This window comes from Bacillus sp. 9.4 (assembly GCF_055486415.1).
In genome coordinates this window covers 523,325-550,074 of record NZ_JBVFMU010000002.1, presented here as the reverse complement: position 1 = coordinate 550,074, position 26,750 = coordinate 523,325, and the positions used below count along the sequence as shown (strand labels likewise).

Genomic DNA, 26,750 nt, shown 5'->3' with positions numbered 1-26,750 from the left:
GAGGAATTGAAATGGCTACAATTCGAATTCATGATGAGGCAAATACAACGATTGAAAATCAAGAGGAAGTAGCAAGCTTTCTGGACAGTCAAGAGGTTATTTATGAGCAATGGGATATCACGAAGCTTCCGGAACATCTCTCAGAGAAATATGACCTGACAGAAGAAGAAAAACAGCAAATTCTAGATACCTTCGAAACTGAAATTAAAGATATCTCAACCCGCCGCGGCTATAAAGCCCAGGATGTTATTTCATTGTCAGACAGCAATCCGAAACTTGATGAACTGCTTGAAAACTTTAAAAGAGAGCATCACCATACAGACGATGAGGTTCGTTTTATTGTAAGCGGACACGGTATTTTTGTCATTCAAGGCAAGGACGACACGTTTTTTGATGTCCGTTTAAACCCTGGAGATTTAATCTCTGTGCCTGAGAATATCCGCCATTACTTCACGCTTCAGGAGGACCGCAAAGTTGTCGCGGTGAGAATTTTTGTCACAACTGAAGGCTGGGTTCCGATTTATGAAAAAGACAGCGTGAATCAATAAGCATGAGATAGCCCCGTTCATCGAACGGGGCTTTTTATATTTATTGCAAACGCCACTTTTCATACTGTGACAGTTCTTTTTTAATCAGTGTCCAAATCAAACCTAAAACAGCTGCATCGTCAATGAATCCAAGACCGAGGATTACGTCTGGAATGATATCGAGCGGCATGACGATATACAGGATTGCGGCAGTTAACAGCAAAAGTGTTTTAACCTGTGAACGAGGGTAGTCGCCATTTCGCCAATCGCGAAGCATCTGAAAAAAAGTAGTGATGTGCTGAATACATTTTTTTCGGTTTTTCCTTTTCAAAATTGCTTTTCCGCCTGCCGCTCCGAGCATAATTGCTTTCTTTTTCTTCATTGGGCATACCTCCTGCCTGGCGGCGTGTTTAAGATATTCTTCACCTGGGTATTGTTCTTCTAATCCTATCAATATATCTATTATACCTGAAAAATTAACTTATTTAATGAAAATATGTTTACAAATAAAGTATAATCTGTAATAATGCACAATAACCCAATCAAACTTGTTTCCTATTTCTTAGCGGCGAGGGGTGAAGTGAATGGGCGGTTCTTCTGAACAAGAAAGATTGTTGGTGTCTATTGATGAAAAAAGAAAGTTAATGATAGATGTCGCTAGAAAGCAGGGATTTACAGGGCATGACACGATCAGGCACAGTCAGGAGCTGGATTGTTTAATAAATGAATATCACCAGCTTATGCACGAAAACGAACATTCCCAAGGGATTCAAGGCCTTGTAAAGAAATTAGGCTTGTGGCCCCGCAGAGATGTTATGCCAGCATATGATGCAAATAAATAGCGGCCTATCAGATGCATATATAAAGAGAGAGCTTTTCGGAAGCGCTCTTTTTTTCTGGGAAAAATTCATATGAAAGAGGGAACTAATGAAAGAACTGGCGATTCTCATTACCGAAATGGTCAATCAATTTCATGATGCTTTTATTTCCTTATGCGAAATATTTGGCATTCATTTAACTGACAAAGAAATGCATTTTTGGGTGATCGGCATTTTTGGCATATTCTTTTTCGGCGTCACTCACGCTGTGTTTACATGGCTTTCTAAATGGAGTATGACAGCCTTGTCCTTTATCTACACCGTTACAGTCATCATTGTCATCGTATTTGCGATTGAGATTCAGCAAAAGGTCACGGGGAGAGGGAATATGGAGTTTTTAGATGCCACGGAAGGTATAAAGGGTTTTTTAGTATTTTTTATGTTTTTTTTGCTTTTGAAAATGCTGTTGCGTTTCATCAAAATCCTTTTTTCTGGAAGACCAGCAAGCAAATCGAATGGCAATGCCCGATCACGAAGATAAAAAACCCTCCTGACATGGTCAGGGGGGCTATGATGCGGATACGGGGAGGGTGATTGTCACCTCTGTGCCTCTTCGCACTTCACTTTCAATATGAATAGAGCCTCCGTACATCAGCACGATCCGTTTACAAACAACAAGGCCGAGACCGGTTCCTTTTTCTTTAGAAGTAACAAAGGGAAGGAAGATGTGATCCAGCATTTCCTGAGAAATCCCTTCACCGTTATCCACAACTTTGATTATGGCTTTTTTATCTAAAGCTCCCAGGGAAATCGTTAGTTTGCCTCCTTCAGGCATTGACTCGAGGCCATTTTTTGCTACATTTAAAATCACTTGTTTAATATGATCTTTTGTACATTTTACGAGTAAGGGCTGCTCGGTTAAATACTGTAATTCGACTTCAACATTGTATAGATTGCCCTCAGAATAAATGATCGGCATAATCTCTCCGATAATGTCCTGAAGTGAGTTCAGCTCCCATTTTTCAGCTGTCGGCTTGCCGAGAACGAGAAACTCACTCACTATTTGATTGATGCGCTTTATCTCCTGTTCGATAATGGAGAAGTAAAGCTGATCTTCCTCACCTTTATATTTCTTTTGCAACAGCTGAATAAAGCCGCTTATGCCGGTGAGGGGGTTACGGATTTCATGGGCTGTGCTGGCAGCAAGCGTCCCGATCAGCTCTAATTTTTGCGCCTCATTTTCTGAGCGCTCCAGCTGGGTCTGCCGCTTCAGCAAATAATACAGCACGAGAATAAAAAGGATATTCAGCAGAACAATAATACATGAAAGCGGAAGCACTAGGCTTTTCGTCAGTTCTTCTATTGTGACCGGGTTCGGATAGACTTTCATATTCCAGCTGATATCATCCAGATATCCGCTGACAGGTTTCTGATCCTCTGCATGAGAGGCTTGTCCGCTCGCAAAAATCATTTTCCCGTCTTGGTTCACAACTTCAATATAAACATCAGGGCTTAGTAAGTTAATGAGATTTTTCAAATAATCAATTTGAATAGCTGCGACAAGATAATCTGTCACATTACGTTTTGAGTCCAAAACAGGCACACAAATTGTGAAAATTGGCTGACCAGTAATTCTGCTCGAATAACTATCTGAAATGACTGTCTTTTTAGTTTCCTTTGCTTTTGTAAAAAAAGATCTGTCGGCCAGGTTTACTTTCGTTTTTAATTCGGTTGTGCTTGCGGTGACGTCTCCTTTGGCATTGAGAAAATAGAGACCGGAAAATCTCGGCTCTGAATCAAAGGTCTTTTCCAAAATTGATTGCATTTTCTTTATATCAACCGGTCTGTCGATGGCGATGGACAAGGAGGTCATTCTCGCCATTGTTTCTCCGATTAAATAATTGATTTTGTTGCGGTGAAGGTTTAGCAGGACACTTGCTTCTTGTTTATGTTCTGCAGCTATTGTATCTTTTTCTTTTTCATATACGAAAAAGCTGATGACGATTGCCGGAATCACGACCAGTATGATATAAAGTTTGACTCTCCCGCAGGCGCCTTTTAGTATTTTCAATTTGCATCGCTCCAACATACACCTGATTAGAGGTATTATATCATTGTTTCTTCTTCTTTAATAAGAAAAAATAACCAAAAAAATTAGAAAGAGGTGTTGGCAAGCTTACATTTTAAAAAAGAAGAGAAATATTGGAAAGATTTTTATTGACATTTTGGTCTTTGTTTATTAATGTTTCTCTGTAACGGTTTCTAAAAGGATGATTGAGACATGACAGAAAAATCACTGAAGTTATTTATCGTGCTGTCGCGCGCGTATCGGTCTATTAACGATCATATGAATAAGCATATTCATAAGCATGGGCTGAATCCGACTGAATTTGCTGTGCTAGAGCTTTTGTACCATAAAGGCGATCAGCCGCTACAGCAGATAGGAGATAAAATTCTCTTGGCTAGCGGGAGCATCACATACGTTGTAGATAAGCTGGAGCAAAAAGAACTTCTCATTCGGAAAGCGTCTCCTACAGACAGACGAGTGACATTTGCGCAAATTACTGAAAAAGGCATCGGTCTTTTGAACGATATTTTCCCTGATCACGCTGCTGAAATTGATGAAATGATCAGCGTATTAAGCGAAGAAGAGGTAGAGATGTGCACAGAAATGTTAAAAAGAGTAGGATTAAACGCAAAACAGTTTCATAATAAGTAAAAAAAGGAAGCCTGATATGTCACAAGGCTTCCTTTTTTGCTATTTTTCATTTGTTTCCGCTGCGCCTCTCGGCAAAATGAGAACTTCAACCCGCCGGTTTTTGCTTCGGCCTTCCGCAGTTTTGTTGGAAGCCACCGGTTTATACTCGCCATAACCCTTGGCACTGAACACTTTTGCATCGAGCTTGGGGTTTTCAATCAGGAGCCCCATAAAGTTTACCGCTCTCATGACGCTTAAATGCCAGTTTGATTGGAATTCAGAATTTTTAATTGGCATATTATCAGTATGTCCGCTGATAATGATATTCCTTGGCGGGTTAATCACAAGAAGATTTGAAATCTCTTTTGCGAGCGGCACATCTTCCTTACGGATGGTCGCTTTTCCAGAATCAAAGAAGATGCTGTCTTTAATCGTAATCAGAAGGCCTTCACTAGTCATCTTCGTCTCCAGCTGATGTTCCAGCTTTTTATCTTTGATGAACTTTTCCACCTGGCTCTTCACATTTTCAAGTTCTTCTTGATCAGCTGCTTTTTCTTTTTCTTTCTTGTTTTTCTCTTTCTCTTCTTTTTCCTTTTTCACTTCATCGATGCCGTCTGACTCGTTTTCAGGAGGAGTGACACTGGAGTAGTCCAGTACACCGGTGCCGCCTGTAAAAACTTCATTAAATGATTTTGAGAGCATTTGAAACTTAGCTGCGTCAATCGAGCTGCTCGCGTACAGCACAATAAACAATGCCAGGAGAAGAGTAAGGATGTCGGCGTAAGGAACGAGCCATGATTCATCAACGTGCTCGTCCTCATGCTTCTTCTTCTTTTTTCTCGCCATTTTGCGCCTCTCCTTGTTCTGCAAATTTCAAGCGGTCCTTCGCAGGAAGATACATTAAAAGCTTTTGTTCGATGACTTTCGGTGCTTGTCCTTCTAAAACGGATAAAACACCTTCAATCATGACCTCACGCAGTTTTACTTCTTGTTTTGATTTTCGTTTTAATTTATTTGCGAAAGGATGCCATAACACATACCCTGTAAAGATACCGAGAAGTGTGGCAACAAAGGCGGCACTGATGGCGTGTCCAAGCTCATCTGTATTGTCCATATGAGAGAGAGCGGCAATCAGCCCGATTACAGCGCCGAGTACTCCAAGTGTCGGAGCGTACGTTCCCGCTTGTGTAAAAATAGCGGCTCCGGCTTGGTGTCTGTCCTCCATTGCTTCGACTTCCTCTGTCATAATATCTCTGATAAATTCCGCGCTTTGCCCGTCAACAGCCATGCTGAGCCCGTTTTTCAAGAAAGCATCATCTACATCCTCAATGCTTGCTTCTAAAGCAAGCAGACCTTCGCGGCGTGCAAGCTGAGCCCATTCAGAGAACATAGGAATGAGTTCCTCTATTGTGAGCTGTTTATTTTCCTTAAATAACACTCGAAACAGCGCAGGCACTTTTTTAATTTCTTTTGTTGGGAACGCAATAACGACTGCTGAGATTGTCCCGGCGATAATAATTAAAATGGCAGCGGGGTTTGCAAGGGCGCTGAAACTGACGCCTTTCAGAACCATCCCGACGCTCAATGCCACAAAAGCAAGAATAATACCGATTAACGAAGTTTTATCCATAGTTTTTCACCAAATCCTTTTTTACTAGCTTGTCTATGGTTAATATCGGTTTTGGTGCCCGGAACTTTAGGGACATTGTGAATTTGTTCATGAAATATTCAAGGAAGAGGCATAGAAGGGAGAAATAAACAAAAACGGGCTCTCCAAAATTGAAAAGCCCTGGGGTCTACTGAAAATGGCAGCTTTCTTGCAAGCTGTCCTTCAGATGGTATTCATATAATAGTAGAAATACATATTCACTGTATATAAACATGTTCCATCCCTCCTTGAAAAAAGTGTAAAGGATGAAGGGAAGTAGCGCTTCAGGGGAAGGGATGGTAATTTCTAAGTCAAGAGTATGAAAGCATAAAAAAAAGCGGCTTCCTAAAAGGAAACCGCTGATTGTTATTTCGCTCGCACTTTGATTTTATCATCTTCTAAAATCACGTGAAAACTTGTGATCTCGCCATTATCAAGCAGCAGATCGGTCATTTCATCCTCAACCCATTCTTGGATGGTTCTTCTAAGCGGACGTGCACCGAATGAAGGGTGGTAGCCCAGCTCAGCGATTTTTTCTTTCGCTTCAGCTGTCACATTCAAGCTAATGCCCCGTTCAGCCAATGTTTCTTCAAGTTCTCCAAGAAGAAGGCTGACGATTTTGACAAGATGTTCTTTTTCCAATGAGCGGAACTCAATAATGCTGTCAAAACGGTTGAGGAACTCAGGTTTAAAGAACATGCTCAGTGAATCAATCAATGTTTGTTCTTCGATGACACTGTCATCTGATTGGAAACCGACTTTCGTTTGTTTCTCACCAGCACCCGCATTACTTGTCATGATGATCACAGTGTCTTTGAAGCTTACGGTTCTGCCTTGGCTGTCTGTCAGACGGCCATCCTCCATAATTTGCAGGAACATATGCTGAACGTCTGGGTGTGCTTTTTCAATCTCATCCAGCAACACAATGCTGTAAGGATTGCGGCGCACTTTCTCAGTTAATTGTCCAGCTTCCTCATGGCCGACATATCCAGGCGGTGAACCGATGATTTTAGATACGGCGTGTTTCTCCATGTATTCGCTCATATCGAGTCGGATAATAGCGTCTTTTGTGCCGAATAATTCATCTGCCAGTGTTTTAGAAAGCTCTGTTTTCCCTACGCCGGTAGGACCGACGAAGAGGAAGGAGCCGACTGGTCTGTTTTTGGATTTTAATCCGGCGCGGCTTCGTCTTACCGCTTTTGCCACTTTTTGAACAGCGGCTTCTTGTCCAATCACGCGTTCATGAAGTTTTGCTTCGAGCTCTTTCATTTTCGTTTGTTCGTCTGCCTGCAGTTTGCCGACAGGGATGCCTGTTTTTTGTTCAACAATTTCCTGAATGTGCTCAGCTTCCACAGTGACAGCGGTATGAGCGGAGGAGCTGTTCAGTTTTTTCTCCAATGCAAGTTCTTCATCACGGAGTTTTGCCGCCAGTTCGTAATTTTCTTCTTCAAGGGCTTTTGTTTTTTCGGCTTCAATTGCAGTTAAGCGTTCAGCGGCATCCTCATCATTCAGTTCATCAATTAACAGGTTGGCTTTTGAACCTGCTTCATCTAATAAATCAATTGCTTTATCCGGCAGGTGTCTGTCCTGAATGTAGCGGGATGATAAAGTGACACATGCTTTGATTGCTTCATCACTGAATGTTACGCCATGGTACGCCTCGTATTTGTCTTTAATCCCTTGCAGAATGAGGATAGCCTGTTCAATTGAAGGCTCCTGCACCATGACAGGCTGAAAACGTCTTTCCAGCGCGGCATCTTTTTCGATTTGACGATATTCTTTCAGTGTTGTCGCGCCAATGATTTGCAGTTCGCCTCTGGCTAGGGCCGGTTTGAGAATGTTGCCGGCGTCCATTGATCCTTCTGCAGAGCCTGCGCCGACGAGAAGGTGAATTTCATCAATGAACAGAATGACATTTTTTCGTTCCTTCAGCTCAGTGATCAGCTGTTTAATTCTCTCCTCAAATTGGCCTCTGATCCCTGTGTTTGCAACAAGAGATGCAACATCAAGCAAATATAGCTCTTTGTTTTTCAGTTTGTTTGGAACATCACCTTCAGCAATTTTTAAAGCGAGCCCTTCAGCGATGGCAGTTTTCCCTACACCCGGCTCCCCAATAAGAACCGGATTGTTTTTGTTGCGGCGGTTTAGAATTTCGATCACTCGCGCCACTTCATCATCACGGCCGATGACGGGGTCAATGAGACCGGCTTTTGCACCGTTTGTAATATTTTGAGCCAGCTCATCAAGCAACCCTTTTTTTCCGCTTTGTTTTGCTGCGCTCTTTTCTTTCGGCTGGAATGCCTGTTCAAACGGAAATCCGAAAGGTTGAGGACCCATACTCATTGAAGGTTTACGGGTCAGTTCGTTATAGCAAGTTTCACAAAGAACCATCTGTTTATGAACGGAATTTATTTGCATGTTAAGGCGAATCGTCGCCTCGTTTTGATGACAATGTTGACAACGCATTTGCCAAAACCTCCTTAATAATTTGATCTTCTTTGACCAATGAAAGTGAATAAAAAGGTCTATTGGATTTGACCTTCTTTGACTATTAGTATACGGCAAACTTAACGGCATTCAAACCAATATGCTCAAAGCAGACTGAATATTTGACTATCTTTGACCAATTGATTTTTAAAAAAGGCCGGTTTGTTTGACCTTTGATTAATAGTATACTCTGACTATCTTTGACTTTCAAGTCTTATGCACAAAAAATTTTTGATTTGTTACAAAGTAAAACATGTTTTCTTCGTCTTTTCAAGGAACTTGTCTCATAGGTTATAAAAAGGCATATATGGACAAAACTGCGGTTCGTTCGGAGGGAAGAAATGGAACAATCAAAAGGGTCTGCAAGTCAGCTTGCTTTTGTGTATGTCGGCACAGTAGTCGGAGCTGGATTTGCGACTGGGAGGGAAATTGTTGAGTTTTTTCTGAAGTTCGGCTGGTTCGGTTTATTCGGCATTCTCGTCAGCGGTGGAATGTTTACGTTACTGGGGGCCAAGCTGATGATCATTTCAAAGCGAATCAATGCCAAGTCATATCAAGAAATGAACATATTTTTGTTCGGGGCGACGGCTGGGCGGATTATCAATGTATTTATGCTGTTTGTTCTCCTTGGAGTTACATCTGTTATGCTTTCAGGGGCAGGGGCGCTTTTTGAGGAACAGCTGGGGATGTCCGCTCAGATTGGGATGCTCATTACAATCGGTCTGAGCTTAATTGTAATGACTAGAGGAGTAAAAGGCATTTTCGGTGTCAATGTGTTTGTTGTTCCTCTTTTAATCATCTTTTCAATGATTGTGGTGGCCGACTCTTTTATATTCAGCGAATCACGAAACGCAGCTCAGTGGGTCTGGCCGCATCGCTGGGATTGGCTGTTATCAGCCGTTTCTTACGGGGCTTTGAATTTATCGCTTGCCCAAGCAGTTTTGGTTCCGCTGGCGAATGAAATGTCATCGGAGAAAGTGATAAAAAAAGGCGCTTTAATCGGAGGCACGATGCTGACGATTGTGCTGTCCGCGAGTTTTCTGTCTTTGTCGACTCTTCCGGATGTATTTTTGTATGATATACCGATGGCGCAAGTGGTTTATCTCTTTGCACGATCTGTCCATTTGATTTATTTACTCATTATTTTCGGAGAAGTATTCACATCAGTTATCGGTAATCTATATGGATTAGAAAAACAAGTGCAAAGCTTTCTTCCATTGAAAAGCAAATATATCTTTGCGGCCATTATGATCACGGCTTATATTACGAGCCAAATAGGGTACGGCAAGCTTATTTCAACGATTTATCCCTTGTTTGGCTATGTGAGCCTGGCCTTCATTGGCGCTTTGCTTTGCAAAAAGGCTCCTCGGCGGCGCAGTTTATAAATATATATAATGAAACGAACCGTCACTATAGAGCGATAATTGATCTAGGAACCGGGGACTGACTTTTTTATTGTCAAGAAAAACAACATTATGGTAAGATAGCAGAAGTGAAAAAATTGAAGAAAATCCGTGCGATATGCGGGAGAGGTTCTAGCTACACCCTCTATAAAAAACTAAGGACGAGCTGTATCCTTGGATACGGCCTTTTTTATGTTTTTCTAGAGCACCTTCCGAAAAAAGGTGTTTTTTTGCGTGAATTAGCTGTAGCGATGTCTCTCGCCGACGTTTTTATTGCGGAGAAGGAGAGGAATCATGAAAAAAGAAAAAGCAATTGTCGTATTTAGCGGCGGTCAAGACAGCACAACATGCTTACTGTGGGCCTTAAAAGAATTCGAAGAAGTCGAAACGGTGACTTTTCATTATAATCAGCGACATTCGCAGGAAATTGAAGTGGCAAAATCCATTGCGGAAAAGCTTGGTGTGAAAAATCATTTGCTTGATATGTCACTTTTAAATCAGCTTGCACCGAATGCCCTGACTAGAAATGATATTGAGATAGAAGTAAAAGACGGCGAACTGCCATCCACATTCGTTCCAGGCCGCAATTTGGTATTCTTATCCTTTGCGTCTATCCTGGCTTACCAAATTGGCGCGCGCCACATTATTACAGGAGTTTGCGAGACAGACTTCAGCGGTTATCCTGACTGCCGTGACGAATTCGTGAAATCTTGCAATGTCACGGTAAATCTGGCAATGGAGAAGCCGTTTGTGATCCACACGCCTCTCATGTGGCTCAATAAGGCGGAAACGTGGAAGCTTGCAGATGAGCTTGGCGCGCTGGATTTTGTGAAAAACAACACGCTGACATGCTATAACGGCATCATCGCAGACGGCTGCGGCGAATGTCCGGCATGTCACCTTCGTTCAAAAGGTTATGAAGAATATATGATGATGAAAGGAGAGCGTGCATAAATTGTTATCTCAAATTTATCCGCAGGCCCAGCATCCTTATTCGTTTGAACTGAATAAGGACATGCATATCTCAGCCGCTCATTTTATCCCTAGGGAAAGTGCGGGAGCGTGCAGCAGGGTTCACGGACATACGTATACCGTAAATATAACCGTCGCCGGCGACGAACTTGACGATTCAGGCTTTCTTGTCAATTTCAGCGTACTCAAAAAACTGGTGCACGGAAACTACGATCACACGCTATTAAATGATCATGAAGATTTTTCTCAGGACGACCGGTATTCGCTGCCGACAACTGAAGTCGTGGCGAAAACGATTTATGACAACGTACAGGCTTATTTAGACACTTTGGAGAATAAGCCAACCTGTGTACAGGTGTTTGTCCGTGAAACACCGACAAGCTACTGTGTCTACCGTCCGAAAAAGGGTGGTTTGAATGGCTAAAGGAATTCCTGTATTAGAAATTTTCGGCCCGACGATTCAAGGAGAAGGCATGGTGATTGGACAGAAAACGATGTTCGTCCGGACAGCCGGCTGCGATTATTCCTGCAGTTGGTGTGACTCCGCCTTCACTTGGGACGGGTCTGCTAAAAAAGATATTCGCTGGATGACGGCGGAGGAGATTTTTGCGGAGCTTAAGGACATTGGAGGAGACGCGTTTTCTCATGTGACGATCTCAGGCGGTAACCCGGCTCTGTTAAAACAGCTGGATGCTTTTATTGAACTGCTGAAGGAAAATAACATCCGTGCAGCGCTTGAAACTCAAGGGACCGTTTATCAGGATTGGTTTACGCTGATTGATGACCTGACAATTTCTCCAAAACCGCCAAGCTCAAAAATGGTAACGAACTTTCAAAAGCTTGACCACATTTTAACTTCACTTCAAGAGAATGATAGACAGCATGCTGTCAGCTTGAAGGTTGTCATCTTTAATGATGAAGATCTGGAATTTGCCAAAACTGTGCACAAGCGGTATCCGGGAATCCCGTTTTATTTACAAGTCGGAAATGATGACGTGCATACGACAGATGATCAGTCACTGATTGCACATTTGCTTGGGAAATATGAAGCGCTTGTTGATAAGGTAGCTGGCGATGCGGAGCTGAATCTCGTCAGAGTGCTCCCGCAGCTGCACACCCTGTTATGGGGCAACAAACGCGGAGTATAATAGAAAGGAAGATGAACATGACGACAAGAAAAGAATCAGAATTAGAAGGTGTAACATTACTAGGCAACCAAGGTACAAATTATTTGTTCGAATATGCACCGGACGTGCTGGAATCCTTCCCTAATAAACATGTAAACCGTGACTACTTTGTAAAATTCAATTGTCCGGAATTCACATCTTTATGTCCTAAAACAGGGCAGCCTGACTTTGCGACAATCTACATCAGCTACATTCCTGATGAAAAAATGGTTGAAAGCAAATCATTAAAGCTGTATCTATTCAGCTTCAGAAACCATGGTGACTTCCACGAGGACTGCATGAACATCATCATGAATGATTTGATCGAATTAATGGACCCCCGCTACATTGAAGTATGGGGCAAATTCACGCCTAGAGGCGGAATCTCGATTGACCCGTATACAAACTACGGCAGACCGGGAACAAAATATGAAAAAATGGCCGAACATCGGATGATGAATCATGATATGTACCCGGAGACGATTGATAATCGGTAATTATTCCGTTGTGTGATACGGAGTGTGAAACGAAGTGGAGTCACAGTAAAATCCGAACATTCAGTGCTGATTTTCAGCGGAATTGTGACCGAGTCACAGCGAAGTGTGACCCGCACTAAGCTCAATAAAAGTGTGACCCGGTCACACTAAAAGTGGGAAAAGTCACACCTGAAAATGGCTCTACTCATGGGAATTGTATTAAAAAGTGTGACCTGAGGTGCAACCTGAACTGTGACTTTTATGCAGTGAAAAATTGATAGTACAGAAGCAGATTAAGGCGTACAATTTGTACGTCTTTTCTTTTTTATCCGAAAGAAAAAATGCCTATCTAGAGATCATAGGCATTAAATATTATTATCAATATCTTCATTTATTTTTTGGCTAAGTTTCTGAACCTTCTCTTTAACATTTGAAACAGCTCTTTTTTGAATTTCATCAAAGTTTTCCTGAATATAGTCCGTGACACTTCTTATTAGAACTTCACTTTCAAAATTGAATATCTCATTTATTTCTGACTGTTCTTCATCTGTTAGGTGATGGTATTGAAGTTGTTTAGCATTTACTTCAGCAACTACATCAATCCTAACTTTAGTTGTTCTGGTTGTACAATTTCATATTCACCTTCTGCATACTTTTGCTCCGCATAATGGCTTCCCCATTGACAGAGCTCCTGCAAGATAGGTTTAAGAGATTCTCCAAGTTCAGTGGATGAATATTCAACCTTCGGCGGTACTTGATTATACATCTTTCTGCTCACAAGTCCACTGGCTTCAAGCTCTCTAAGTGTTTGAATCAGCATTTTCTGAGTTATATTTGGGATCATGCGCTTTAATTCACTCGTTCTCTTTGGTCCATTCATTAAAAAGTATAATACAAGGCCTTTCCATTTTCCGCCAATAACTTCCTTTGTCACTTCAAACCCACAGCTAAATTTTTTCATGTCTAAAGCTCTCCATTCCGCATTTATTACTTTTTAGTTACTATATCACAAAAAAGTGGGTACTTCCGATAATGTGCTTACTGAAGGATACTATATCTTGTAAGTTGTTCTTCAAGTACTTAAAGGTACTAGACATAAAATAAAATCAATTCTAAAGGAGTGTTAAGTATGGGTAAATTTGAAGGTAAAATAGCGCTTGTAACGGGTGGAACAAGTGGGATTGGTCTTGCTACAGCACAAAAATTTGTAAACGAAGGTGCATATGTTTATATCACGGGACGTAGACAAAACGAACTTGATAAAGCTGTTAACCAAATTGGCAAGAACGTAACCGGTGTTCAAGGTGATATTTCTAAGCTTGAAGACTTAGATAAACTATATGACATGATAAAGCAGGAAAAAGGTAAGTTGGACATTCTTTTTGCTAATGCAGGCACCGGCAACTTCCTTCCATTAGGTGAAATTACTGAAGAGCAGGTTGATAGAATGTTCGACATTAACGTTAAAGGAACCATCTTTACTGTTCAAAAAGCGTTATCACTATTCCCGGACAAAGTAGGTTCTATTATTGTAACGGGCTCTACTGCTGGATCAATTGGCAACCCAGCGTTTAGTGTATATGGAGCATCTAAAGCAGCATTAAGAGCACTAGTTCGCAACTGGATTCTTGACCTAAAAGGTACTGAAATCCGTGTAAATGTGGTGAGTCCAGGAGCTATTCTTACACCTGCATACGATGAGCTTTTTGGTGATGAACTTGAAGGAGCAATGGAAAATACCAGAAATACTGTTCCAGCTGGAAAAGTTGGGACACCTGAAGAAGTAGCAAACGCTGTATCTTTCCTTGCTTCAGACGAAAGCAGTTACTTGACGGGTGTTGAATTGTTCGTAGATGGCGGGCTAGCACAGGTATAATTCCACTGCGCAGAGATTACAAATAGTCCTCAAAAAAGGTTAATGGGGATTTACTTGAAGAAGTCGTATAAAAAAGTCGTTTTCCTTAAAGGACAGGGAATTCGACTTTTTTATGTTTGAATTTGATTAACGTTGTAAATTCGCATTCTCCTGGGGCTACCACTAAATGACCTGTAAAAAAGATTACACTGTGAATAAATGTACTTAACGGGGGCGTTAGTTGAAGAACAAACAACACCGTTGTTGTAGTAAATGAGGTCATTTGTTGTACAAAAAAAGGATAGTTGAATACAGGCATTTTCACCCTGTTCATCTATCCTCTCTTTTTGTTTATAAAATATGTGGCGTTTTATTTGGTTGCTTAATTATTAATAATATTAAACATTTTCTTGACTTTTAATAAAAAATAATATCCCTGTCCTTGTATTCTAATACTTTTAAAAATATTTAAAGGAATCCTTATGTCCTGAATAACCACATAGGAAAATATGTTGTAGGTTGCTTTCTTTTTTTGTGGGGCATCCCACACAAGCTATCTCGTGATCTCACACCTGAACGTTTTTTATAGACTAGTACCGCGACAAGTTATATTACATATACATACCAATAAAGTAGACATTAAAAAGTGAAAGAGAGGATGGAAATGTGTGAAAATTCTTTTCCTTGAGAGTCATCCCATGTGGCTCTATGGTTTACCGAATGGGTTTAGGGAAGCAGGACATACCGTAATGATTTCCGGTCCTGTAAGTCGGGAAAATATAACTGAAATGATAGACGAATTTAAACCAGATCTAATAGTATCTATGGGATGGACACCAGAGCATTCAAGGGAAAAGCAGGCCTGGATTCGCAACGCTACTAAAAAGGTGAATATCCCTCTCGTTTATTGGGCAACTGAAGACCCGCTGCACACTCAAAACTTTACTATCCCGTTAATTAAAAAGATGAAACCGGATTTTGTTTTCACGGTTACGCCTTCTCTGTGTAAAACTTATGAAAGCATGGGGATTAAAGCAGCTCACTTAGACTTTGCATTTCACGAAAGTATACATCACCAGATTAAACCATTAGCGAAATACAGTTGTGATATAGCAGTGGTGGCTAATGCTTACCCTAATTTTCTTGAAGAACATCCGGAAGTGTTCCGTTCGTCCTCTTTGAAAACGCTTATTCGTCCACTTATACGGAAGGGTATTCGCATTGATTTTTGGGGGAGAAATTGGGAAAAAATGAGTAAATATATAGGAAGAGAAATTCCCCGCAATTGGATCCATGGATACCTTGATTATACTGAAGCATATAAAGTTTACAGTTCAGCAAAAATCATTATCGGTTTGCAAAACTGTGAAAGCCAACTTACGCAACGCACCTATGAGATTCTTGGTTCCGGGGGGTTTTTATTGACATCGGATACACCAGCAGTTCGAGGTAAATTCAAACCTGGCCGCGATCTCATCGTTTCTTCCTCCCCAAAAGAAACTTTGGAAAAGGTTAAATACTATTTGAATCATGATAGCGAGAGAAAAAAGATTCAGATAAACGGTAAAAAGGCTGTAAAGAATGATTCCTATCGGCATAGAGCCGAGAGAATGCTTGAGGTGCTAAAAAGCAGAGGAATTATAAGAAACTTAGGGGAAACTATTCATTATGTAGATGTTCTCAAAGAAAAATACCTGATCCATCATGTTACTCCCGGTGAAACATTATCAATAATTGCCAGGAAGTATAACGTTTCCCTGCAGCAACTCATGGAGCTTAATCATTTCAAATCAGATCAAATATATGCTGGACAAATCATTAAGATTAGAGAGAAACTGTTTAGAAATATGAATAACAAATTTTTCTAAAGGAGAGTAATATGAATGAAGGGGAAAATACCAAAAATAAGAAATCAAGCGAATAAAGTAAAAAGAACGCCTCGTTATATGGAATTTCCCGTGACATACGAAGTATATCATGTGGAATCCGGTGATACATTATGGACGATTGCCAAATCCTTTGAAATTCCGGTACAACAACTTATGAATCTTAATAAGCTTTCTTCAGATAGAATTTATCCTGGACAAATTATAAAGATAAGAGAAAGATAATCTTTGAGGTTTCGGAAACGAATCAAATTGAAATGACAATCCTCATTTTTTTATTTGTGGGGAACTTGATATTTTTGGGGATGAAGGGGTTATGAGATGTTTCAAATGAGCTATTTCTATTCTGGATTAGGATGGGATTTTATTCAACACGTTGATCAAACGAACGGAGTATTAAATGTTGTGTCTCCTGATTTTTTCTATATCAGAAAAGATGGATCATTACTTCTCCGTTCAGCTAATCCCGATGTGATTAAAGCTCTTCATAGAAGAAATTTAAAAGTAGTTCCTTTTCTAAGCAATCATTGGGATCAGGATTTGGGACGTTTTGCATTAATGAACCGAGTTCTTTTAGCTAAACAAATTTCTCATGCAATAGAAGAACTGGATTTGGACGGAGTTAATATCGATATAGAAAACCTTACAGAAAAAGATCGGAATTTATTTACAGATTTTGTTAGATTGGTAAGAAAAAGTATTCCTAGACATAAAGAAGTATCAGTTGCAGTGGCGGCAAATCCTTTTGGCTGGACGAAGGGCTGGCACGGATCATATGATTACGAGTATTTAGCTAAATATGCAGATTACCTTATGATTATGGCCTACGATGAAAGCCACCTTGCTGGACCTACTGCAAGTGTAGGATGGGTGGAAAAGTCCATTCAATATGCCCTGACCCAAAAAATCTCTCCTAAAAAACTAGTTTTAGGATTGCCATTCTATGGCCGCTGCTGGATGAAAGGCCAATCTGCCTCTCAAGCCATTCCCCTTTACCTTGTTGACTCATTAGTAAAAAGGCATAACGGGACAATTATTTTTGACACAAAGAGTCAATCTCCAAAAGCTATTTTTACTGTCAATCACGATAACAAGGGGCTGTTGCCTTCGGGAACATATACATTATGGTTTGAAAATGAACAGTCACTCAGAGCAAAAATAAAACTCGCTCAAAAATATAATCTGAAAGGTCTTGGCAGCTGGAGTCTTGGACAAGAAGATGCATCAGTCTGGAATACAGTGTTTAAAAATATATAATGATTTATAGTTCAGAACAAAATTCGAAGAAAATTGCATTGAATCTCTAAATGGACATACTGAAAGGAGTTTATTACGAGTGCGGGTAAAACAGTGAGGGCATTCCATAGGCCCTTCTCCCGAAATGTTCTATACGAGGCATTACATTGGGCTTGAAATACACATTCAAACTTATGTTATAGTACGCATTTCAAGTAATTACGGATGTGTTGAATTTATTCTGCTTCCATGATTCAAGTCATACACATACTACTTGATAGCAGGATTATTGCATTTCATTCAGATTTGTTCAGGATCGATATGGAAGCGCACGAATAACTAGAACTTTAAAAACTTACCTCATATACTTCCTGAATGGATGCTGGTTTATCTAAAAAACATGATGAGAATTGATTGACCGCTCTCATTAAAGGATGGGGAAATTCAAGGCGCCAAGGTACGTGGAGAACCATGACTTGTTGATAATCGACCATATAGTTTCTCCTCAGAAATGAGGGGGTTTTACATAAAAAAGACGAGCGAATCCGGGGGGAATTCCACTCGCCGCTTTCTAATGAAAAGACGGGATGCTGGATGGCAGCTCGTCTGTTTTATTATAATTTATCGAACATATGTTTGTAAAGGTGTCTTTTCGAATGAATTGGTTCATATAACCGTTAAGAACAGATTCATTGTAAACACTCGCTAAGGTATGCTAAGATGCATGGACTATAAAGGAGTGATATGAAGTGAAGACATTGCGGTTAAACAATGTAACGTTAGAAATGGCTGCATATCAAGAGGAGAGCGAGCCGAAGCGTAAAATTGCATTTACCTTAAACGTTACGAGTGAGACTTACCATGATATCGCTGTCCTGTTGTATGAAAAAACGTTTAATGTCGAGGTTCCGGAACGCGATCTTGCCTTCCGGGGGGAAATGACAAATTATTCAACATCTTTGACCAACCTGTACGAACCAGGGTCCGTCAGCGAGTTCTATATAGAAATAACGGAAATAGACAAAAACGCCGATTCATGATCGGTGTTTTTTATGTAAAAAAGCTGCCGGCCGGCAGCTTTTGAGAAAGCGAATTTCATATGTAAGGTGTTAAATTGTCCGTCTTGCAGTTTTTTGAATAAATGTGGAAATAAGGAGGTTTTAATAGGAGTCTCTTATGATCTTATAATTTTTATGATTAACAACTGTCAATGAATCTAACTCAAGATCCCGATAGTTATCCATGATCGTCACATCAACGATAACAGAATTCTCATTTACTTTTTCAACAACACCGGTTAATCCGTTTTTAAATTCAATGACATTCCCAACCTTAGCGATTTTCACAAGCTTCCTCTCCTTTAAACATAATAATGCCTTTTGAAAGTATTTTGCAGTATTTTCATTGAGAAGTAAAGCGATAAGGAGTTTTATCTCCCTTATGAATTGTCCTGTCGCTATAAAGATGATATATTGATTTTCGTCAATAGAAAGAAAAGGGGGGAATTTTTGTTGCGTCCCGAAGAAATAACAGAAATGATTGAACAGCTGCGCACCGGCGCCATAAACGAACTGAGAGTCCAGAAAGAGCATTTTCTTGATTTCAGGGCCGTGTTATCTAAACAAGATGATTTTAAACATTTCCGGGGAATTGCCCAGCAAGGCGGAGATGTTATCTTTCAATACTTAGAACAGCCAAGAAGCTGAAGGTTTCTCATACGTGAGAAGCCTTTTTATCATATATGACAGAATACAAGCCTTTTATTACAGCTGTCTGTAACAGGTGTAAATAAAATGTAAAGTGCCAAATATGGATAAACACGTTTTAATTTGACAATATTTATAGAATTTCAGACTGTTTTTTTGCCATTAAGCAGTGAGTCATCCTCTTTATTCCATCCTGATACCTCCTTGGGAGAGTTGGAAAATCTTTTTCCGTGAAAATGAATGAATCTCTTGTTAAGGTTATGAAGTGTTTTTTGGAGCACTTTAAGGAGGAAACTGTATGACAACGAAATTCACTGCTCTGGCTGTTTTTCTTCTTTGTTTCATGCCTGCAGCCAAAATTGAGCATACACAAGCTTCACTACTGAGCGCAAAGAAGACAAAACATGAAGAAGCGAAATGGCTTACACATATAGATCGAAATACGAATGAATCTTTCCCTTCACTGTCTGCTGATAAGGACAAGAAAATAAAACCGATTAAGCTATCAGCACACACTGAAAAGAAAGAGAAAGGTAAACCGGACAAAACAAATGATGAGAAAGAAACATATACACAGTCTGAAAAAGAGTTGCTGTCCCGTCTCGTTCACGCAGAGGCCAAAGGAGAATCATATAAAGGCAAGGTCGCTGTAGCAAGCGTTGTACTGAACAGAACGGAGAAAAAAGGTTTTCCTGATACGATAAGAGGAGTTATTTATCAGAAAAACGCCTTTGAACCGGTCGCAAACGGGAGCATTAACCAAAAGCCTGATAAAGAATCGATTGAAGCTGCCGAAGAAGCGCTGTCCTCAAAAAATAGAGAAACAGATGCCATATTCTTTTATAATCCGAAAACAGCGTCAGATAATTGGATTCGTTCAAGAAAAATCGTAGAAAAAATCGGCAGACACGTTTTTGCCGTCTAAGCATAGAAGAGACAATTTGTCTCAGCTGTGCTTTTTTTCATATAAAGAGTAAAAATAAAATAATTTTTGAACTTGTCTCATATGATGTTGGTAGTACAAGAGACAAGGAGAGACATCATGAATCGATTTGTGAAAGGGATCATTCTTTTATCCATTGCCGCCTTTTTCGCTGAATGCCTTGAATTTGTCGTAAATATGATTTTGGCGCGGGAGCTTGGCGAGCATGGGATGGGGCTTTACATGAGTATTTTGCCCACGATCTTTTTAATTATTGTCATCGCGAGCCTGGAACTGCCGATATCCATTTCTAAATTCATTGCCGAGTCAAATCCTAAGCTTCATGAAAGCATGCTGAGGCACGCTTTCAGAATGACAGCCATTTTTACTGCTTTTTCTACTGCCGCCGCTAGTATTGCGCTTCCGTTTATTCCGGTATTTGATACATACCATCCGTTTATTAAAGGGATTGTCATCGGCTTAATTCCTGTTGTCGCCTTTACTTCAATCGCCAGGGGCTACTTTATGGGTGTGCAGAAAATGGGGAAGATCGCAATTGCCAATGTGCTGAAAAAAATCATCCAGCTCTTGTGCTTATTCCTCTTTTTTCAATGGTACTCATTTGAATTGGACATGGCTGTGCTGATTTCCTTGTTTGTTCTAGTCGTGAGTGATGTGGTCGTGCTTGTTTATTTATATTCACAATTTATCATGGCAAGGCGGGCGTTATCCGGCCAGCAGCACATTCATTTGCGCGGAAAGGATGTAAGGAAAAGACTGCTTGCTGTTTCAATTCCTACAACAGGACTGCGCATTTTTCATGCGGTTGTCAATGCAATTGAACCCTTTTTAGTAAAAGGAGCTCTTTTGGCTGCGGGCGTTGCCGGGACAGCGGCGATCGATCAATACGGAATGCTGGCAGGAGTGGCTGTGACGATAGGGTCGTTCCCTGCTTTTATTGCCCATTCGTTAATGGTCGTCATGATACCGAGTATTTCGGAAGCTTATGCACTTTCTCAGTATGACATCGTGTTAAAAAGGCTGAAGCAGTCGATTTTCATTACATTGGGTTACGGTATACCTGCCGTCTGGGTCATGTTCCAGTTTGCGGGACCTCTCACGCATTTGTTTTTTCACTCTCCTGAAGCGCAGTATTACTTGCAGCTGTTGTGGCCTTACTTTCTCTTTCATCTGTTTGTCATGCCGCTCCAGGCGTGCTTAATCGGGATGGGTTTTGTGAAAGAGGCTTTTTATCACAATGTATGGAGCCATATCGTTGCGCTAAGTATGATGTATGTACTGGGATCAATGGAGAATCTGCAAATGCTCGGGATTATCCTTGGAATGAACACTGGCATGATTCTTTTGACGAGCTTGCACTATGCCACGATCTGCAAAGCATTGAAGGTATCCGTATTCCTTACGGGAGGGACCAGAACGCCGCGAATTGAAGGATGATATAGGAACAGCAGGGGCAAGCTAATTGAAAAGCATGAAAGGAAGATTCCATGTTGACGAAGCGCTTGCTTACTATATACATTATGTTATTAGGGTTGATTGCATGGTTTCCAGGTGCGGCACAAGCTGAGGAAAAACAGCCTGCTGTTCCCGCTGTTTTTCTTATGAAAACGATAGAAGGGGAGGACATCTCGATTCCGAATAAAGGGCAAAAAACAATTCTCCATTTTTGGACGTCATGGTGTCCGCCCTGCAAAAAGGAGCTTCCCCAGTTTCAATCGTTTTATGATGCCCATCCATCCGACAGTGTAAAGCTGGTAACGGTGAATTTAGTGAATTCGGAACAAAATCAGCAAGTCGTTGAAGACTTTATTAAAGCAAAAAAGCTGACGTTTCCGATTGTCCTTGACTCAAAAGGGGAATTGATGAAGGAGTATCATATCATCACGATCCCAACATCATTTTTGCTGAATGAAAAGGGAGAAATTGAAAAAACAAAAATTGGCCCGATGACAGCGGAACAACTGAAGGAATGGACGGAAGAATAGCTGAGAGCATAGACTCTCAGCTTTTTTCATAAAGAGAAGAAGTGAATAAACATTAATGATAATTATTATCAAAAAGAAATTAAAATAATTATAATTGAAATTCTCTTCTTGCATGCTATAATAAAGGAAGACATCGAGAAATAACTGACGATAAAGCTGCCTTTTGGGCGGCGATTTTGTTTTTATAAGAGAAATGAAGATGATTTACGTTCTCAATTAGAGAGGAGAATTCGATATGAATGAACAAGTTATCGTTCAACGCGACCCGCACGAGCCATTGAAAACAGACAAGAGGGAAAAAAATTGGGCACAGCACGCGGAGCTTGTTGCAGCACTTGTATCAGGCGCTCTTATTTTGGCAGGCTGGCTCTTATCCGGATATCAGGTATTATCCATAATACTTTTCTTGCTGGCTTTTGTGATCGGCGGATTTGCTAAAGCAAAGGAAGGAATCGAAGAAACACTCGAATCCAAAACGCTGAATGTAGAACTTTTAATGATTTTCGCTGCCGTTGGTTCCGCCTTGATAGGATACTGGGCAGAGGGTGCTATTTTAATATTTATTTTTTCCTTAAGCGGAGCTTTAGAAACATACACGATGAATAAAAGCAGCAGAGATTTAACGTCTTTAATGCAGCTTGAGCCTGAAGAAGCGACATTGATGGTCAATGGTGAAACCAAAAGAGTTCCGGTTTCAGACTTGCAGGCCGGTGATATGATTGTGATCAAACCTGGAGAACGCGTAGCGGCAGATGGTATCATTGAATCGGGCTCGACAAGCCTTGACGAGTCGGCTTTAACAGGTGAATCAATGCCTGTAGAAAAAAACACAGGCGACACTGTATTCACAGGAACGGTGAATCGCAATGGCTCCTTGACTGTCCGTGTCACGAAAGCGAATGAAGATTCGTTATTCAGAAAAATTATCAAACTGGTTGAATCAGCGCAAAATAGTGTTTCACCCGCGCAGGCTTTCATCGAACGATTTGAAAATGCTTATGTGAAAGGTGTGCTAATTGCGGTGGGGCTCCTGTTATTCGTCCCGCACTTTGCGCTGGGCTGGAGCTGGAGTGAAACCTTCTACCGCGCAATGGTGTTTATGGTTGTCGCGTCACCTTGTGCGCTTGTCGCCTCTATTATGCCGGCGGCGCTGTCCCTGATTTCAAATGGCGCCCGCAACGGTATGCTTGTGAAAGGAAGCGTCTTTCTTGAACAGCTGGGCTCTGTGCAAATGATCGCCTTTGATAAAACCGGAACTGTAACAAAAGGCCAGCCTGCCGTAGAGACGATCAGAATAGCAGAAGGATTCAGTGAAGCGGAAGTTCTTGAGGCTGTCTATGCCATCGAAACGCAATCAAGCCATCCGCTCGCCCAAGCCATAACGGCGTACGCTGAAAGCCGCGGCGTGAATCAGTCCGGCTACATATCTATAGAAGAAACCTCAGGGTTTGGCGTTATGGCAGAAGTGTCGGGTGCGAAATGGAAGGTCGGTAAAGCAGGTTTTATCGGCGAGGAAATGGCAGCACAATTTATGAAACAAACAGCATCAGATGTCATTCAAAGCGGTCATACAATTGTATTTGTGAAAAAGGATGATCAAATAGCAGGCTGTATCGCACTGAAGGACCAAATCAGGCCTGAAGCAAAAGAGGTCATGGAAGAACTGAACCGACTTGGGATTAAAACGGCCATGCTGACAGGAGATCACGAAGACACGGCTCAAGCGATTGCCAAGGAAGCCGGCATGACAACTGTCGTAGCAGAATGCCTGCCTGACCAAAAAGTGAATGAAATCAAACGGTTAAAAGAAGAATTCGGAACGATTGCAATGGTGGGTGACGGAATCAATGATGCGCCGGCACTCAAAGCGGCGGATGTCGGCATTGCGATGGGCGGCGGAACAGATGTAGCACTTGAGACCGCTGATATGGTCCTCATGAAAAACGATTTGAAAAAGCTCGTAAACATGTGCCGCTTGTCTCGGAAAATGAACAGGATCATCAAACAAAATATCGTGTTTTCTCTAGCTGTAATCTGCCTGCTGATTTGTGCAAACTTTTTGCAGGCGATGGAATTGCCATTTGGCGTGATTGGTCATGAGGGCAGCACGATTTTGGTCATACTAAACGGTTTAAGACTCCTAAAATAAAACCAGCAGCCTAATCAGGCTGCTGGTTTTTTATGTATCAAGCTTTCCCTTCATTTTTGTCTTTATCAGATCTTTTCATAACCAGGATGAGAGCGAGGATGCAGCAAAGGAAACCCGCTGCACAGCCTATGATAGAGCTGTAATAATAAAAGCCCACCATCTTCATCCCGATAAAAGGAGCGGAAATTCCCAAAACCGTTAAGAGCATAACTGCTTTTCGTCTGAAAAAATTCATCAGCAAACGGAACAACCCCCCTGCGATTGAACGTTACTGTCAGTATACAGGAAGAGGAGCAGGAAATAAAATGCATTAGAAAATGAAGGCGTCGTGAAAGGCAAACACCGGTAAAACCTGTTACAATGGAAGACAGAACAATGCATTGCAAATGGCAGGGAGGAACAAGAAGTGAATAGAATACAACGCGTCTCTTCATGGCTGAAGGAAGCGGGGCATACTGCCGCATTTATTCATACAAAAGAAAATGTTTTTTACTTAACCGGTTTTTACACAGAGCCGCATGAAAGATTAATGGGGTTATTTATTTTTCAAGAAGAGGAGCCTTTCTTTGTTTGTCCAGGAATGGAAGCAGGACAGGCCCGCAACGCAGGCTGGAATCATGAAATCATTGGCTATGCGGATCACGAAAATCCGTGGGAGCTGATAGAGAAGGCCTTGAAAAAGCGAAATATCAGCATACATACGCTTGCGGTAGAAAAGGATTCAATCTCGCTATCACGTGCAGACCAGCTGAAGCATGCGACGGGCGGGGCTCAATTTGTTTCAGCAGAAGAAACACTCAATCAATTTCGCCTGATTAAAGAAGACAATGAGATTCGTTTGCTGAAAGAGGCGGCAAAGCTTGCAGATTACGGTGTTGAAGTCGGTACAGCCGCTTTGCGTGAAGGCATCAGTGAAGTGGAAGTGCTCGCTCAAATTGAGTACGAACTGAAGAAAAAAGGAATTCAGGGCATGTCTTTCTCTACAATGGTTTTATTCGGAGAAAAATCTGGCCAGCCTCATGGAAATCCTGGTACAGCCACGTTGAAGAAAGGTGATTTTGTTTTATTTGATCTCGGTGTTATTCTTGATGGCTATTGCTCTGATATTACAAGAACGTTTGCATACAAAACCATCAATCCGAAGCAGGAGGCCATTTACGAGACTGTGCTTCAAGCGGAAAAAGCCGCGATTGAGGCAAGCAAACCCGGTGTGAGAATCGGAGATCTGGATTTAACTGCCCGCGGAATCATTGAAAAAGCGGGATACGGTGATTATTTTCCTCACCGGCTTGGGCATGGACTCGGAATTTCTGTCCATGAGTATCCATCAATGAGCCAGGCCAACGATACACTGTTGCAGGAAGGCATGGTCTACACGATCGAACCGGGGATTTATGTGCCTGAGATCGGCGGCGTGCGCATTGAGGATGACGTTCACGTAACAAAGGACGGAGCAGTTGCTCTGACCCAATATCCAAAGGAATTAATCATACTGCCGTAATAGAAATAAAAAAGGACTTTGTTCTCGACATCGTCCTTTTTTATCTGCATTAAATAAAAAAATCATCAAATGTTCGAAAGGGTTTAATTTCATGTTTTTGGTTGAGAGGTTTTACAGCAAGACAGCTGCCACCGAGAACAGTGAGACATAACCCAATTAAAATGAAGAAACCCATGTGATCTTCTCCTTTCAGCTTAAAACACAAAAAGATATCTGGTACGTCCATATCATATTGTATGAAACGCATTCCAGATCAAGGGGATTTAGAAAGAAGGGAATCTATGGCTAATATTAAAGACATTGCAGAAAAAGCCGGTGTCTCTGTTACAACGGTTTCCCGAGTCATAAACAATCATCCATACGTCAGTGAAGACAAACGAAAAAGAGTGTTTGAGGCAATGGAATCATTGGAGTACACGAGAAATATTCACGCTGTACATTTGTCGAAAGGATTTTCAAACATGATTGGTGTTGTCTTGCCAACGGTTAATCTGCCATATTTTGCAGAGCTGATTGCAGGAATAGCCGACGCAGCCGCGGAATCCGGGGTTCACCTCTCTTTATTCCAAACAAACTATGAGGTACAAAAAGAAATCTTTGCGCTGTCCCAATTAAAGCAGCGCCAGGTTGACGGCCTGATTTTTTGCTCAAAGGCGCTTGCTGATGAGAAACTCATGGAATGGGAGGGCCCGATTTTGCTTTGCCAGAATTCAGATAATGCCCGCTTCCCAACCATCAGCATTCCTCATCGAGAAGCATTTCGGAACGGCTTGGACTATTTAATTGCCAAAGGGCACAAAAAAATAGCCATCTGTTTGGCAAGAAAAAAAGGCATGAACAGTCATTTTCGAATCAAAGCCTACAAAGAGGCATTGGAAGAGATCGGCGAGGCATTTCGTGAAGACTGGGTAATTGAGAAAGCGATTACAATCAATGATGGGAAGGCGCTTTTTCATAAATGGAATACGTGGAAGGAAAAGCCGACGGCTATTTTTGTTGCCAATGACCAAGTCTCAGCAGGGCTTTTTCTTGAAGCAAAGAACCAGCGGGTGTCAGTACCGGATGAGCTTGCAATCTTAAGCGTTGATAACCACGAAATCAGCCAAGCGCTTGGAATCACAACGATCGATATTCAGACAAGGGAAATGGGAAAGCAAGCATTTGCCATACTGGAAAAAAGAATTCAAGGACAGCCGATTGAAAGGAAAGTTCTGGATTACCGTCTCATCGAAAGATCGACTGTTTAGTGAATGCATTGAAAAAAGGTTTGACGTGCATTCTGTTCGTTATGTAC

At 41.3% G+C, this 26,750-nt stretch carries 30 protein-coding genes and 1 riboswitch; of the genes, 21 read left to right on the top strand and 9 right to left on the bottom strand.

Annotated features, from left to right (window positions below; genetic code table 11):
- Positions 1-11 precede the first annotated feature (11 nt).
- Entirely contained in the window at positions 12-548 is a 537-nt protein-coding gene (mtnD, locus tag ACZ07B_RS09320) for an acireductone dioxygenase (RefSeq protein ID WP_464877122.1), read from the top strand.
- 40 nt (positions 549-588) lie between these two features.
- Here mtnD and ACZ07B_RS09315 read toward each other — a convergent pair whose 3' ends face one another.
- Positions 589-909 carry a YkvA family protein gene (locus ACZ07B_RS09315; protein WP_003232481.1) on the bottom strand — a complete coding sequence of 107 codons (321 nt, stop codon included), beginning with the start codon at positions 907-909 and terminating at the stop codon, positions 589-591.
- Positions 910-1,111: 202 nt separating this feature from the next.
- On the opposite strand from ACZ07B_RS09315, the gene spo0E reads away from it, so the two are divergent.
- Together spo0E and ACZ07B_RS09305 are read left to right on the top strand one after the other, a co-directional pair.
- Entirely contained in the window at positions 1,112-1,369 is a 258-nt protein-coding gene (spo0E, locus tag ACZ07B_RS09310) for an aspartyl-phosphate phosphatase Spo0E (RefSeq protein ID WP_464877121.1), read from the top strand.
- A gap of 85 nt (positions 1,370-1,454) precedes the next feature.
- Positions 1,455-1,886: a hypothetical protein gene (locus tag ACZ07B_RS09305; protein ID WP_029317716.1), complete on the top strand. Its 432-nt coding sequence runs from the start codon at positions 1,455-1,457 to the stop codon at positions 1,884-1,886.
- 27 nt (positions 1,887-1,913) lie between these two features.
- On the opposite strand, the gene kinD is transcribed toward ACZ07B_RS09305, so the two are convergent.
- The gene (gene kinD, locus ACZ07B_RS09300) at positions 1,914-3,434 is read right to left on the bottom strand and encodes a sporulation kinase KinD (protein ID WP_072557174.1); all 1,521 of its coding nucleotides are present in this window, start codon (positions 3,432-3,434) and stop codon (positions 1,914-1,916) included.
- A gap of 192 nt (positions 3,435-3,626) precedes the next feature.
- On the opposite strand from kinD, the gene mhqR reads away from it, so the two are divergent.
- Complete coding sequence (gene mhqR / locus ACZ07B_RS09295; protein WP_003232475.1) at positions 3,627-4,064, top strand: MarR family transcriptional regulator MhqR; 438 nt, start codon at positions 3,627-3,629, stop codon at positions 4,062-4,064.
- Positions 4,065-4,103: 39 nt separating this feature from the next.
- Here mhqR and motB read toward each other — a convergent pair whose 3' ends face one another.
- The 3 genes from motB to clpE form a co-directional block, all read right to left on the bottom strand.
- Positions 4,104-4,889, bottom strand: coding sequence for a flagellar motor protein MotB (gene motB / locus ACZ07B_RS09290; RefSeq protein ID WP_003232473.1), 786 nt, complete (start codon positions 4,887-4,889; stop codon positions 4,104-4,106).
- Positions 4,861-5,673 (bottom strand): flagellar motor stator protein MotA, encoded by an 813-nt coding sequence (gene motA / locus ACZ07B_RS09285; protein ID WP_003238984.1) that lies wholly within the window; start codon positions 5,671-5,673, stop codon positions 4,861-4,863. The genes motB and motA overlap by 29 nt, the downstream gene beginning before the upstream one ends.
- Positions 5,674-6,057: 384 nt before the next feature.
- Positions 6,058-8,157, bottom strand: coding sequence for an ATP-dependent protease ATP-binding subunit ClpE (gene clpE, locus ACZ07B_RS09280; RefSeq protein ID WP_464877120.1), 2,100 nt, complete (start codon positions 8,155-8,157; stop codon positions 6,058-6,060).
- Positions 8,158-8,519: 362 nt separating this feature from the next.
- Here clpE and ACZ07B_RS09275 point away from each other — a divergent pair, with 362 nt between their 5' ends.
- From ACZ07B_RS09275 to queF, 5 genes are all read left to right on the top strand, one after another.
- Positions 8,520-9,563 (top strand): YkvI family membrane protein, encoded by a 1,044-nt coding sequence (locus ACZ07B_RS09275; RefSeq protein ID WP_464877119.1) that lies wholly within the window; start codon positions 8,520-8,522, stop codon positions 9,561-9,563.
- Between the two features lie 138 nt (positions 9,564-9,701).
- Positions 9,702-9,746, top strand: a riboswitch (PreQ1 riboswitch).
- Positions 9,747-9,875: 129 nt separating this feature from the next.
- Positions 9,876-10,535: a 7-cyano-7-deazaguanine synthase QueC gene (gene queC / locus ACZ07B_RS09270; RefSeq protein WP_032725593.1), complete on the top strand. Its 660-nt coding sequence runs from the start codon at positions 9,876-9,878 to the stop codon at positions 10,533-10,535.
- Positions 10,528-10,977 (top strand): 6-carboxytetrahydropterin synthase QueD, encoded by a 450-nt coding sequence (gene queD, locus ACZ07B_RS09265; protein WP_003232462.1) that lies wholly within the window; start codon positions 10,528-10,530, stop codon positions 10,975-10,977. Before queC ends, queD begins: the two co-directional genes overlap by 8 nt.
- Positions 10,970-11,701: a 7-carboxy-7-deazaguanine synthase QueE gene (queE, locus tag ACZ07B_RS09260; protein WP_124059801.1), complete on the top strand. Its 732-nt coding sequence runs from the start codon at positions 10,970-10,972 to the stop codon at positions 11,699-11,701. Before queD ends, queE begins: the two co-directional genes overlap by 8 nt.
- A 17-nt stretch (positions 11,702-11,718) precedes the next feature.
- Positions 11,719-12,216, top strand: coding sequence for a preQ(1) synthase (gene queF / locus ACZ07B_RS09255; protein WP_017417658.1), 498 nt, complete (start codon positions 11,719-11,721; stop codon positions 12,214-12,216).
- 571 nt (positions 12,217-12,787) lie between these two features.
- On the opposite strand, the gene ACZ07B_RS09250 is transcribed toward queF, so the two are convergent.
- The gene (locus ACZ07B_RS09250) at positions 12,788-13,156 is read right to left on the bottom strand and encodes a winged helix-turn-helix transcriptional regulator (RefSeq protein WP_007410449.1); all 369 of its coding nucleotides are present in this window, start codon (positions 13,154-13,156) and stop codon (positions 12,788-12,790) included.
- A 168-nt stretch (positions 13,157-13,324) separates the two neighbouring features.
- Here ACZ07B_RS09250 and ACZ07B_RS09245 point away from each other — a divergent pair, with 168 nt between their 5' ends.
- The 4 genes from ACZ07B_RS09245 to ACZ07B_RS09230 all read left to right on the top strand — a co-directional run bounded on the left by ACZ07B_RS09245 (position 13,325) and on the right by ACZ07B_RS09230 (position 17,193).
- Positions 13,325-14,071 (top strand): SDR family NAD(P)-dependent oxidoreductase, encoded by a 747-nt coding sequence (locus ACZ07B_RS09245; RefSeq protein WP_464877118.1) that lies wholly within the window; start codon positions 13,325-13,327, stop codon positions 14,069-14,071.
- A 647-nt stretch (positions 14,072-14,718) separates the two neighbouring features.
- A complete protein-coding gene (gene ykvP / locus ACZ07B_RS09240) occupies positions 14,719-15,918 on the top strand; it encodes a spore protein YkvP (protein ID WP_464877117.1) in 1,200 nt (399 codons plus the stop codon).
- 15 nt (positions 15,919-15,933) lie between these two features.
- On the top strand, positions 15,934-16,161 hold the full coding sequence (locus ACZ07B_RS09235) for a LysM peptidoglycan-binding domain-containing protein (protein WP_003245197.1): 228 nt from the start codon (positions 15,934-15,936) through the stop codon (positions 16,159-16,161).
- A 96-nt stretch (positions 16,162-16,257) separates the two neighbouring features.
- Positions 16,258-17,193 (top strand): glycosyl hydrolase family 18 protein, encoded by a 936-nt coding sequence (locus ACZ07B_RS09230; RefSeq protein ID WP_326213999.1) that lies wholly within the window; start codon positions 16,258-16,260, stop codon positions 17,191-17,193.
- 326 nt (positions 17,194-17,519) lie between these two features.
- Here the strand turns inward: ACZ07B_RS09230 and ACZ07B_RS09225 are convergent, their stop codons facing one another.
- On the bottom strand, positions 17,520-17,666 hold the full coding sequence (locus ACZ07B_RS09225; RefSeq protein WP_268549751.1) for a hypothetical protein: 147 nt from the start codon (positions 17,664-17,666) through the stop codon (positions 17,520-17,522).
- Positions 17,667-17,921: 255 nt separating this feature from the next.
- On the opposite strand from ACZ07B_RS09225, the gene ACZ07B_RS09220 reads away from it, so the two are divergent.
- A complete protein-coding gene (locus ACZ07B_RS09220) occupies positions 17,922-18,212 on the top strand; it encodes a YkvR family protein (RefSeq protein WP_123373498.1) in 291 nt (96 codons plus the stop codon).
- A gap of 120 nt (positions 18,213-18,332) precedes the next feature.
- On the opposite strand, the gene ACZ07B_RS09215 is transcribed toward ACZ07B_RS09220, so the two are convergent.
- On the bottom strand, positions 18,333-18,518 hold the full coding sequence (locus ACZ07B_RS09215; RefSeq protein ID WP_003232446.1) for a YkvS family protein: 186 nt from the start codon (positions 18,516-18,518) through the stop codon (positions 18,333-18,335).
- Between the two features lie 165 nt (positions 18,519-18,683).
- Here ACZ07B_RS09215 and ACZ07B_RS09210 point away from each other — a divergent pair, with 165 nt between their 5' ends.
- The 5 genes from ACZ07B_RS09210 to pfeT all read left to right on the top strand — a co-directional run bounded on the left by ACZ07B_RS09210 (position 18,684) and on the right by pfeT (position 23,955).
- Positions 18,684-18,878 carry a hypothetical protein gene (locus ACZ07B_RS09210; protein ID WP_003218622.1) on the top strand — a complete coding sequence of 65 codons (195 nt, stop codon included), beginning with the start codon at positions 18,684-18,686 and terminating at the stop codon, positions 18,876-18,878.
- 298 nt (positions 18,879-19,176) lie between these two features.
- Positions 19,177-19,803 (top strand): cell wall hydrolase, encoded by a 627-nt coding sequence (locus tag ACZ07B_RS09205; protein WP_216999304.1) that lies wholly within the window; start codon positions 19,177-19,179, stop codon positions 19,801-19,803.
- Positions 19,804-19,920: 117 nt separating this feature from the next.
- Positions 19,921-21,258, top strand: coding sequence for a sporulation protein YkvU (gene ykvU, locus ACZ07B_RS09200; RefSeq protein WP_003245552.1), 1,338 nt, complete (start codon positions 19,921-19,923; stop codon positions 21,256-21,258).
- Between the two features lie 50 nt (positions 21,259-21,308).
- On the top strand, positions 21,309-21,806 hold the full coding sequence (gene stoA, locus ACZ07B_RS09195) for an endospore biogenesis thiol-disulfide oxidoreductase StoA (RefSeq protein ID WP_216999302.1): 498 nt from the start codon (positions 21,309-21,311) through the stop codon (positions 21,804-21,806).
- 235 nt (positions 21,807-22,041) lie between these two features.
- Positions 22,042-23,955, top strand: a complete 1,914-nt coding sequence (gene pfeT / locus ACZ07B_RS09190; RefSeq protein ID WP_268549750.1) for a metal-transporting ATPase PfeT — start codon at positions 22,042-22,044, stop codon at positions 23,953-23,955.
- A gap of 37 nt (positions 23,956-23,992) precedes the next feature.
- Here the strand turns inward: pfeT and ACZ07B_RS09185 are convergent, their stop codons facing one another.
- Complete coding sequence (locus tag ACZ07B_RS09185) at positions 23,993-24,196, bottom strand: hypothetical protein (protein ID WP_014476643.1); 204 nt, start codon at positions 24,194-24,196, stop codon at positions 23,993-23,995.
- A 165-nt stretch (positions 24,197-24,361) separates the two neighbouring features.
- Here ACZ07B_RS09185 and papB point away from each other — a divergent pair, with 165 nt between their 5' ends.
- Positions 24,362-25,456, top strand: coding sequence for a di/tri-peptidase (papB, locus tag ACZ07B_RS09180; protein ID WP_464877116.1), 1,095 nt, complete (start codon positions 24,362-24,364; stop codon positions 25,454-25,456).
- 281 nt (positions 25,457-25,737) lie between these two features.
- Complete coding sequence (locus tag ACZ07B_RS09175) at positions 25,738-26,703, top strand: LacI family DNA-binding transcriptional regulator (protein WP_141949439.1); 966 nt, start codon at positions 25,738-25,740, stop codon at positions 26,701-26,703.
- Positions 26,704-26,750 lie beyond the last annotated feature (47 nt).

Excerpts from the sequence above, each read along its gene's own strand:
- ACZ07B_RS09235 (WP_003245197.1), top strand. The coding sequence starts at position 15,934 with ATGAAGGGGAAAATACCAAAAATAAGAAATCAAGCGAATAAAGTAAAA.
- motB (WP_003232473.1), bottom strand. The coding sequence starts at position 4,889 with ATGGCGAGAAAAAAGAAGAAGAAGCATGAGGACGAGCACGTTGATGAA.
- ACZ07B_RS09225 (WP_268549751.1), bottom strand. The coding sequence starts at position 17,666 with ATGGTCGATTATCAACAAGTCATGGTTCTCCACGTACCTTGGCGCCTT.
- pfeT (WP_268549750.1), top strand. The coding sequence starts at position 22,042 with ATGAATGAACAAGTTATCGTTCAACGCGACCCGCACGAGCCATTGAAA.
- queC (WP_032725593.1), top strand. The coding sequence starts at position 9,876 with ATGAAAAAAGAAAAAGCAATTGTCGTATTTAGCGGCGGTCAAGACAGC.
- queF (WP_017417658.1), top strand. The coding sequence starts at position 11,719 with ATGACGACAAGAAAAGAATCAGAATTAGAAGGTGTAACATTACTAGGC.
- ACZ07B_RS09305 (WP_029317716.1), top strand. The coding sequence starts at position 1,455 with ATGAAAGAACTGGCGATTCTCATTACCGAAATGGTCAATCAATTTCAT.
- stoA (WP_216999302.1), top strand. The coding sequence starts at position 21,309 with ATGTTGACGAAGCGCTTGCTTACTATATACATTATGTTATTAGGGTTG.
- ykvU (WP_003245552.1), top strand. The coding sequence starts at position 19,921 with ATGAATCGATTTGTGAAAGGGATCATTCTTTTATCCATTGCCGCCTTT.
- clpE (WP_464877120.1), bottom strand. The coding sequence starts at position 8,157 with ATGCGTTGTCAACATTGTCATCAAAACGAGGCGACGATTCGCCTTAAC.
- ACZ07B_RS09230 (WP_326213999.1), top strand. The coding sequence starts at position 16,258 with ATGTTTCAAATGAGCTATTTCTATTCTGGATTAGGATGGGATTTTATT.
- ACZ07B_RS09275 (WP_464877119.1), top strand. The coding sequence starts at position 8,520 with ATGGAACAATCAAAAGGGTCTGCAAGTCAGCTTGCTTTTGTGTATGTC.
- motA (WP_003238984.1), bottom strand. The coding sequence starts at position 5,673 with ATGGATAAAACTTCGTTAATCGGTATTATTCTTGCTTTTGTGGCATTG.
- ACZ07B_RS09315 (WP_003232481.1), bottom strand. The coding sequence starts at position 909 with ATGAAGAAAAAGAAAGCAATTATGCTCGGAGCGGCAGGCGGAAAAGCA.
- spo0E (WP_464877121.1), top strand. The coding sequence starts at position 1,112 with ATGGGCGGTTCTTCTGAACAAGAAAGATTGTTGGTGTCTATTGATGAA.
- mtnD (WP_464877122.1), top strand. The coding sequence starts at position 12 with ATGGCTACAATTCGAATTCATGATGAGGCAAATACAACGATTGAAAAT.
- kinD (WP_072557174.1), bottom strand. The coding sequence starts at position 3,434 with ATGTTGGAGCGATGCAAATTGAAAATACTAAAAGGCGCCTGCGGGAGA.
- ACZ07B_RS09250 (WP_007410449.1), bottom strand. The coding sequence starts at position 13,156 with ATGAAAAAATTTAGCTGTGGGTTTGAAGTGACAAAGGAAGTTATTGGC.
- queE (WP_124059801.1), top strand. The coding sequence starts at position 10,970 with ATGGCTAAAGGAATTCCTGTATTAGAAATTTTCGGCCCGACGATTCAA.
- ACZ07B_RS09245 (WP_464877118.1), top strand. The coding sequence starts at position 13,325 with ATGGGTAAATTTGAAGGTAAAATAGCGCTTGTAACGGGTGGAACAAGT.
- ACZ07B_RS09175 (WP_141949439.1), top strand. The coding sequence starts at position 25,738 with ATGGCTAATATTAAAGACATTGCAGAAAAAGCCGGTGTCTCTGTTACA.
- ACZ07B_RS09205 (WP_216999304.1), top strand. The coding sequence starts at position 19,177 with ATGACAACGAAATTCACTGCTCTGGCTGTTTTTCTTCTTTGTTTCATG.
- mhqR (WP_003232475.1), top strand. The coding sequence starts at position 3,627 with ATGACAGAAAAATCACTGAAGTTATTTATCGTGCTGTCGCGCGCGTAT.